This window comes from Microbacterium sp. B24, assembly GCF_000333415.1.
Lineage (GTDB): Bacteria > Actinomycetota > Actinomycetes > Actinomycetales > Microbacteriaceae > Microbacterium.
Genome location: NZ_BADB01000101.1, coordinates 1 through 7,889, shown reverse-complemented (window position 1 = coordinate 7,889; position 7,889 = coordinate 1). Strand labels below are relative to the sequence as shown.

At 69.3% G+C, this 7,889-nt stretch carries 7 protein-coding genes and 1 pseudogene; 7 read left to right on the top strand and 1 reads right to left on the bottom strand.

What is annotated here, in order from left to right:
- The first annotated feature begins 184 nt into the window (after nt 1–184).
- From I5I_RS02280 to I5I_RS02250, 7 genes and pseudogenes are all read left to right on the top strand, one after another.
- Nucleotides 185–421, top strand: a complete 237-nt coding sequence (locus I5I_RS02280) for a DUF4244 domain-containing protein (protein WP_036286284.1) — start codon at nt 185–187, stop codon at nt 419–421.
- A 59-nt stretch (nt 422–480) separates the two neighbouring features.
- Nucleotides 481–753 (top strand): TadE family protein, encoded by a 273-nt coding sequence (locus tag I5I_RS02275; RefSeq protein WP_239498555.1) that lies wholly within the window; start codon nt 481–483, stop codon nt 751–753.
- Nucleotides 754–802: 49 nt separating this feature from the next.
- A complete protein-coding gene (locus tag I5I_RS02270; protein ID WP_036316007.1) occupies nt 803–1,129 on the top strand; it encodes a hypothetical protein in 327 nt (108 codons plus the stop codon).
- Between the two features lie 25 nt (nt 1,130–1,154).
- Nucleotides 1,155–3,893 (top strand): annotated as a pseudogene (topA, locus tag I5I_RS02265) (type I DNA topoisomerase).
- The gene (gene tmk / locus I5I_RS02260; RefSeq protein WP_016464463.1) at nt 3,890–4,513 is read left to right on the top strand and encodes a dTMP kinase; all 624 of its coding nucleotides are present in this window, start codon (nt 3,890–3,892) and stop codon (nt 4,511–4,513) included. Before topA ends, tmk begins: the two are co-directional and overlap by 4 nt.
- Nucleotides 4,514–4,579: 66 nt before the next feature.
- Nucleotides 4,580–5,758: a DNA polymerase III subunit delta' gene (locus tag I5I_RS02255; protein WP_051039436.1), complete on the top strand. Its 1,179-nt coding sequence runs from the start codon at nt 4,580–4,582 to the stop codon at nt 5,756–5,758.
- A complete protein-coding gene (locus I5I_RS02250; RefSeq protein WP_036316004.1) occupies nt 5,755–7,335 on the top strand; it encodes an alpha/beta hydrolase in 1,581 nt (526 codons plus the stop codon). Before I5I_RS02255 ends, I5I_RS02250 begins: the two co-directional genes overlap by 4 nt.
- 3 nt (nt 7,336–7,338) lie before the next feature.
- Here the strand turns inward: I5I_RS02250 and I5I_RS02245 are convergent.
- Nucleotides 7,339–7,889: ABC transporter permease subunit (locus I5I_RS02245; RefSeq protein ID WP_036316001.1), on the bottom strand; the 551-nt coding region annotated here is incomplete at its 5' end.

Here is a 7,889-nt window from a genome sequence, read left to right as displayed (position 1 = left end):
GAGCTCGGTCCCGGGGATCCTCTAGAGTCCCGATGGGTGTCTGCACCCTGCCCGCCTTCCTTCTGCTCGGCGTCGCGCCCCTGCTGATCTCGGTCCTCAGCGGGTCGACGCCCCTCCTCACGTCCGCGGGATCGCCGGCGGCCTGACGTGCCCCCTTCCACACCGAGAGAAAGTAGGACTCTGCATGTTCCATCCTTCGCCCATCACGCTCACGAGCGGCGGGGCCACCGCTCTGCCGCCGCTCACGCTGCGACGTGCGCGCGAGCTCTACGCCGACGAGTCGGGGGCGGCCACCGCGGAGTACGCCGTGGCCACCATGGCCGCCGTGGCCTTCGCCGGGCTGCTCGTCATGATCATGCGCAGCGATGAGGTCCGCGGCATCCTCACCGACCTCGTCCGCCGCGCACTGACGGTCGCATGATCCGCCGGTGCGATGACGGCGGATCCGCGACTGCCGAATTCGCCGTCATCGTGCCCGCGGTGGTCCTTCTCATCGCCCTGACCGCGGGCTCTCTGAGCGCCGTGGGTCGCCTCGTGCGTCTCGAGCAGGCGGTTGCACAGGCCGCGCGACTCGCCGCTCGCGGCGAGCCCGATCGGGTCGCCGAGCTCGTTGCGACCATCGCCGATGCGCGTCTCGATGCGATCGCCGCGGACGGCGACCTCGTCTGCGTGACGGCCTCCGCCGGCGTCCGCGTGCCGTTGCCCCTTCCCGAGCTGAGCGCGCGCTCCTGCGCTCTCGACGGCGGGCGGTGAGCATGGTGTCGGCGGATACGTTCGACGCGCGCGGTGGGGAGTCCGTCTGATGGCCGGGTCCGCCGCCGCGCTCGGCGCTCTCGCCGTCGCCGCGGCGGCAGCGGTGGGAGTCGGCGCGGTCGGCGCCGCCTCGGTCCACTCCGCTCGCGCGGCGGGAGCGGCCGACGCCGCGGCTCTCGCCGCCGCGGATGCCGTGACCGGAGCTGCGATCGGCGTGCCGTGCGATCGCGCGGCCGAGGTGGCCGCCTCCGTGGGGGCGGAACTCATCGCGTGCGCGGTCGTCGAGATGACAGCCACCGTTCGCGTCCGCGTCGGCGGCGGCCTGCTCGGCGCCGAAGCCCGCGCGCGCGCCGGACCGCCGTCGGGGAGGGAATGACCGGCCCGCTCCCAGCGTCTTCCCCATGGGGCGGTGTGTATGGTGTGCATCGGAGAAAGGACGCCACGTGGCAGCTGTCAAGAGTGCTGGGGGCAAGAAGCTCGTCATTGTCGAGTCGCCGACGAAGATGAAGTCGATCCAGGGATACCTGGGCGACGGATACGAGGTGCTCAGCTCGGTCGGTCACATTCGTGACCTTGCGGACAAGAAGGACATTCCCGCCGAACTGAAGAAGACCTCGGTCGGGAAGTACTCGATCGACATCGAGAACGGCTTCACGCCTCTGTACGTGGAGAGCGAGCGCGGCAAGAAGACCGTCGCCGAACTCAAGCGCGCCCTGAAGAACGCCGACGAGCTCCTGCTCGCAACCGATGAAGACCGCGAAGGCGAAGCCATCGCGTGGCACCTCCTGGAGGCACTCAAGCCCAAGGTCCCCGTCAAGCGCATGGTGTTCCACGAGATCACCAAGGACGCCATCCGCGCCGCCGTCGACAACACCCGCGAGCTCGATCTCGCGCTGGTCGACGCTCAGGAGACACGCCGCATCCTCGACCGCCTGTACGGGTGGGACGTGTCCGACGTCACCCGGCGCAAGGTCGGTCAGGGCACCTCCGCCGGGCGCGTGCAGTCGGCGGCCACCCGCCTGGTCGTCGATCGCGAGCGTGAGCGGATGGCGTTCGTCTCGGCCTCCTACTGGGATGTGGAGGCACTCGCCGCCTCCGGACAGGAGTCGTTCGCCACGCGCCTCGCCCGCCTCGACGGCGCGCCGCTGGCCCGCGGCACCGACTTCGACGACGCCGGTCAGCTCAAGAAGGCCGTCGTCGTGCTGACGGAATCACAGGCGCGTGAACTTGCCACCGCGATCGAGACGCGAGGCGACGCCACCGTCACCGCCGTCGAAGCCAAGCCCGGCACCCGCAGCCCGAAGCCCCCGTTCACCACCTCCACCCTGCAGCAGGAGGCCGGACGCAAGCTCTCGATGAGCGCCAAGCACGCCATGGGCGTCGCGCAGCGGCTCTACGAGAAGGGCTTCATCACCTATATGCGCACCGACTCGACGGCCCTGTCGACGCAGGCCGTCACCGCCGCGCGCACCCAGGCCGTCGCCCTCTACGGCGACAAGGCCGTGCCGGTCAACCCGCGCAGCTACCGCAACAACAGCAAGAACGCGCAGGAGGCCCACGAGGCGATCCGCCCCTCCGGTGATGCGTTCCGCACCCCGGCATCCGTCGCGTCCTCGCTCGACCGCGACGAGCTGCGTCTGTACGAGCTCATCTGGAAGCGCACCGTCGCCTCGCAGATGTCGGATGCGAAGTACGAAACGACCACGGTGACGCTCGAGACCGAAGCCGCAGGTCGGACGGCCGCCTTCACCGCATCGGGCACCGTCTACACCTTCAAAGGCTTCCTCGAGGCCTACGAAGAGGGACGGGACGAGAAGCGCGGCGACGCGGACAAGTCCGACGATCAGTCCCTTCCGGCGCTCGCCGTCGGCGACGTGCTCTCTCTGAGCGACGTCGAGCCCAAGGGCCACGCGACGAGCCCGAAGCCCCGCTACACGGAGGCTTCGCTGGTCAAGGCGCTCGAGGAGAAGGGGATCGGCCGCCCATCCACCTTCGCGAGCATCATCGACGTCATCATCAATCGCGAGTACGTCACCAAGCGGGGCCAGGCACTGGTTCCGAGCTGGCTCGCGTTCAGCGTCGTCCGACTGCTCGAGGAGCACTTCGCCGACCTCGTGGACTACGACTTCACCGCGGCGCTCGAAGACGATCTCGACGCGATCGCCCGCGGCGAGCAGCAGCGGGTCGCGTGGCTGAACGAGTTCTACTTCGGTTCCGAGAACCACGTCGGCCTGCGCCACATCCTCGACAACCTCGGCGAGATCGACGCGCGTGAGATCAACGCCACCAAGATCGGCGACGTCGCCACGCTCCGCTTCGGACGCTACGGGCCGTACCTCGACGTGCCCAACGATGACGGCACGACGCGCATCGTCAACGTCCCGAGCGATCTGGCCCCCGACGAGCTCACCCCCGACAAGGCTCGCGAGCTCATCGACGCGCCGATCGCCGGCGACCGGGTGCTCGGGCAGAACCCGGACAACGGGCGGGACATCGTCGTCAAGGATGGACGCTTCGGTCCCTACCTCGAAGAGGTGCTGCCCGCAGAGCCCGAGTCCGAGCCCGAGCCGGTCGCGACCGAAGGCGCCCCCGAGAAGCGCGTCGCCTAAAGAAGGTCGAAGCGCCCAAGCCTCGCCGTGCGTCGCTGTTCAAGAGCAGGTCGCCCGAGACCATCGACCTCGAGACCGCTCTGAAGCTCTTCTCGGTGCCGCGACCGGTCGGGGTCGACCCGGAGACCGACGCCCCGATCAGGGGCAGAACGGTCCCTACGGCCCGTACCTGAAGAGGGGACCGACTCCCGCTCGCTCACGAGCGAGGACCAGATTTTTGACATCACGCTCGAGCAGGCGCTGGAGATCTATGCGCAGCCCAAGTACGCGACCCGCGCCGCGAGCTTCCTGAAGGAGTTCGAGGCCGACCCCGTGTCGGCCAAGCCCATCCGCATCAAGGATGGCCGGTTCGGCGCGTACGTGACCGACGGCACCACGAATGTGACCATTCCGCGCGGCCAGACCGCCGATGACATCACGTTCGAGGTCGCCGTGCAGATGCTGGCTGACAAGCGCGCCAAAGGTCCCGCGCCCAAGCGCACCACCCGGCGAGCGACGACCACGCGCAAGCCGGCCGCCAAGAAGAAATGACCCGCGGGATCTGGGTCACCTTCGAAGGCGGCGACGGCACCGGCAAGACCACGCAGGCCACGCGCCTGGAGACCTGGTTGCGTGAGCAGCAGCGCACCGTCGTGCGCACACGCGAACCCGGCGGCACGGAGGTGGGTGTGCTCATCCGCGAGATCGTGCTGCACCATCGCGGCGAGGTCGCGCCGCGGGCCGAGGCGCTGTTGTACGCCGCGGACCGCGCCCAGCACGTGGCCACGCTCGTGCGGCCGGCGCTGGCGCGCGGCGACGTGGTGATTCAGGACCGCTATCTCGATTCCTCCGTGGCCTACCAGGGCGCGGGACGCGTGCTGGATGCCGAGCAGGTGCGGGATCTGTCGATGTGGGCCACCGAGGGGGCGCTGCCGGATCTGACGGTGCTGCTCGACCTCGACCCGGCTGTCGCGCGGCGGCGCCTCGACGCGGCGGACAAGCCCTTCGACCGTCTCGAGGCCGAGAAGAGCGCGTTCCATGAGCGGGTCCGCGACGCCTTCCTCGCCCTCGCGGCGGCCGATCCACGCCGCTTTCTCGTGCTCGACGCGGCACGGTCGGAGGACGAGCTCGCCGCCGCTGTCCGCGATCGCATCCGCCCTCTGCTGGCCTGAGGTGTCACCTCCGCGGCACGACCCGATCGGCGGTGGGCTGTCGGCACCTGCCCGTAGGCTGGGCTCATGAGTGCGGATTCGGCGATCGCCACGGCAGATCGATCCCGCGCCGCGTTGCCGTGGGGCGAGGTATGGGGTCAGGATGAGGCGCTGCAGCAGCTGCAGGCCGCGGCATCCGACCCCAGTCAGCTCGCCCACGCATGGCTGATCACCGGGCCCGCCGGGTCGGGGCGCTCGACGCTGGCTGCGGCCTTCGCCGCCGCGCTCATCGCTGAGCCGGGCGACGAGGCGGCGATGCGCCAGGTGCTCGCGGGAACACACCCCGACCTCACGGCGCTGCGCACCGAGGGCGTCATCATCTCCATCAAGGACGCGCGCGCCCTCGTCGAACGCTCCTATTTCTCTCCGTCGCTGGGCCGGTACCGCGTCATGGTGATGGAAGACGCCGATCGCATGATCGAGCGCACCAGCAACGTGCTGCTCAAGGCGCTCGAAGAGCCGCCCGAGCGCACCGTGTGGATTCTCTGTGCGCCGAGCGAGGCCGATCTCCTGCCCACGATCCGTTCGCGGGTGCGCACTCTCCGCCTGCGCGAGCCCGACGTCGCCGACGTCGCCCGGCTCATCGTCGCGCGTACGGGCGTCGACGAGCAGACCGCCGAGCAGGCCGCGCGGCTGTCGCAGCGTCACATCGGCATGGCTGTGCGCCTTGCGACGGATGCCGACGCGCGGGCACGCCGTGACGAGACTCTGCGTGCCGTGATGTCGGTGCGTGGCGTCGGGTCCGCCGTCGAGACGGCGGCGCGCATCGTTCAGGTCGCCACCGACGACGCCAAGGCGCTGACCGCCGAACGCGACGACGCCGAGCGTGAGGCGTTGTTGCGGACGCTGGGCATCACGCCGGGAGCCGCGGTGCCGCCCGCCGTGCGCAGTCAGCTCAGCGCGCTCGAGGACGACCAGAAGCGCCGAGCGACGCGGAGTCTGCGTGACGGCATCGACCGCGTCCTGACCGATCTCGAGTCGATGTTCCGTGACGTGCTGATGCTGCAGTTCGGTCGCGGTGACGATCTCATCAACCGTGAGTTGGCCGATGAACTGGCCGCCCTCGCGGCGGCGTGGACGGCTCCGCGCACGCTGGTCGTGCTCGACGCCATCGCCGCCACCCGAAGCAACCTGGAGGGCAACGCCGCCCCCGCCCTGGCCCTGGAGAGCATGCTCGTGACCGTCGCGAGCGGGAGGACCCTGTGACCGAGACACCCCGCCGTCCCCGCAGAACCCTCATGCGCCGAGCGCTGATCGCCGTCGCATCCGTCGCCGCGGCATCCACGATGCTCACCGGCTGCCTGTATGCGGCGATTCCGCCAGAGAGTGCGAGCACGCCGGCACCGAGCCGCCAGCCGGACGTCGAGGGCGTTCCGGCCGGGTTCGAGCAGTTCTACGGGCAGGCACTCGACTGGAAGGCGTGCACCGGGACCGACGCCGGCCGTTTCGACTGCACGACCGTGTCGGCGCCGTTGGACTGGTCCGACCCCGCGGTCGGCACGATCGACCTTGCCGTCATCCGTCGCGCCGCGAGCGACGGGGCTCCGATCGGCTCGCTTCTGACCAACCCGGGTGGCCCGGGGGCGAGCGGGTACGACCTCATCGCCCAGTCCTCGTCTTTCGCCGTGGGCTCGGCGCTGTCGGATGCCTACGACGTCATCGGCTTCGACCCCCGCGGCGTGGGGCGCTCGACCGCCGTTCGGTGTTTCGATCCGTCGGCGATGGACGCGTACCTCTTCGACATTCCCACCGATCCGCGAGGCAGTCAGGGGTGGACCGATGAGCTGACGGCGCGAAACCGCGACTTCGTCGCTGCGTGCGAGGCGAACAGTGGCGGCATCCTGAAGTACATCACCACCGACAATGCGGCGCGCGACATGGATCTGCTGCGCGCCGTGCTCGGGGACACCAAACTCAACTATCTCGGCTACTCCTACGGCACCTTCCTGGGCGCGACCTACGCCAAGCTGTTCCCCGAACGGGTCGGACGACTCGTGCTCGATGGCGCGATCGATCCGTCGATTTCCGGGCTCGACGTGAGCACGACGCAGGCGATCGGGTTCGAGTCGGCGCTGCGGGCGTACATGGCGGACTGCCTGCAGAGCCGCAGCTGTCCGTTCTCCGGCACGGTCGATGAGGGGATGGCGGCGCTCGGCACCTTGCTGGCCAGCGTCGATCGCGTACCGCTCACCGCCTCGGACGGCCGCAAGCTGGGGGCTGACACGCTCATGACGGCGATCATCGCCGCCCTCTACTCGCAGGACAGCTGGACGTATCTGTCCACCGCGCTCTCGGATGCCCTCGCCGGCAAGCCCGACACCGCGTTCCAGCTCGCAGACTTCTACTACGCGCGCTCGAACGGCACCTATCAGGACAACTCGACCGAGGCGTTCCGTGCCTACAACTGCATGGACTATCCGCTCGACACCTCGCAGGCCGACAAGGATGCTGCCGATGCGATCGTGAAGCAGAAGGCGCCGACGATCGCCCCGTACTGGCAGGGCGTCGACGTCTGCGAGGTGTGGCCGTATCCGCCGACCGGTGTGCGCGAGAAGATCACCGCCGACGGGGCGGCGCCGATCGTCGTCGTCGGCACGACGAACGACCCGGCGACCCCGTACGAGTGGTCGGTGTCGCTCGCGCAGCAGCTGTCTTCGGGCGTGCTGATCACCCGCCAAGGCGAGGGCCACACCGGCTACAACAAGGGCAACGCCTGCGTCGACAAGGCCGTGGAGTCCTATCTCGTCGACGGTACCGTGCCGACGAACGGCCTCACCTGCTGATCGCTAACGACGCAGGACGCGTCGAGCGAGGGCGTTGCCCACGAACTGCACGAGCTGCACGATGACGATGATCACGAGCACCGCCGACCACGTCACCCACGGGTTGAACTGTTTGAAGCCGTAGTTGATGGCGAACTCGCCGAGACCGCCGGCGCCGATGGCGCCGGCCATCGCCGTCATGTCCACGAGGGCGACGACGACGAAGGTGTAACCCAGCAGGAGCGGGCCGAGCGCCTCGCGCGGGATCAGTCGGAACAGGATCCTCGAGCGGCTCGCTCCCGCGGCGCGCGCCGCCTCCACCACTCCCGGGCGCACCGTCAGCAGGTTCTGTTCGACGATGCGACTGATCGCGAACAGCGACGCGATCGTGATCGCGAAGATCGCGAACGGCACGCCGATGCCGGGAAGTCCGATGCCGCGGGCGATCGGTTGGACGGCGGCGAGCAGAATGATGAACGGTATCGGACGGAAAGTGTTCACGATGACGTTGAGAACCCCGAACACCACGCGGTGGGGAAAGAAGCTGCCGGCCCGCGTGGCGTANAGCGCCATTC

Excerpts from the sequence above, each read along its gene's own strand:
- I5I_RS02255 (WP_051039436.1), top strand. The coding sequence starts at position 4,580 with ATGAGTGCGGATTCGGCGATCGCCACGGCAGATCGATCCCGCGCCGCG.
- I5I_RS02270 (WP_036316007.1), top strand. The coding sequence starts at position 803 with ATGGCCGGGTCCGCCGCCGCGCTCGGCGCTCTCGCCGTCGCCGCGGCG.
- tmk (WP_016464463.1), top strand. The coding sequence starts at position 3,890 with ATGACCCGCGGGATCTGGGTCACCTTCGAAGGCGGCGACGGCACCGGC.
- I5I_RS02280 (WP_036286284.1), top strand. The coding sequence starts at position 185 with ATGTTCCATCCTTCGCCCATCACGCTCACGAGCGGCGGGGCCACCGCT.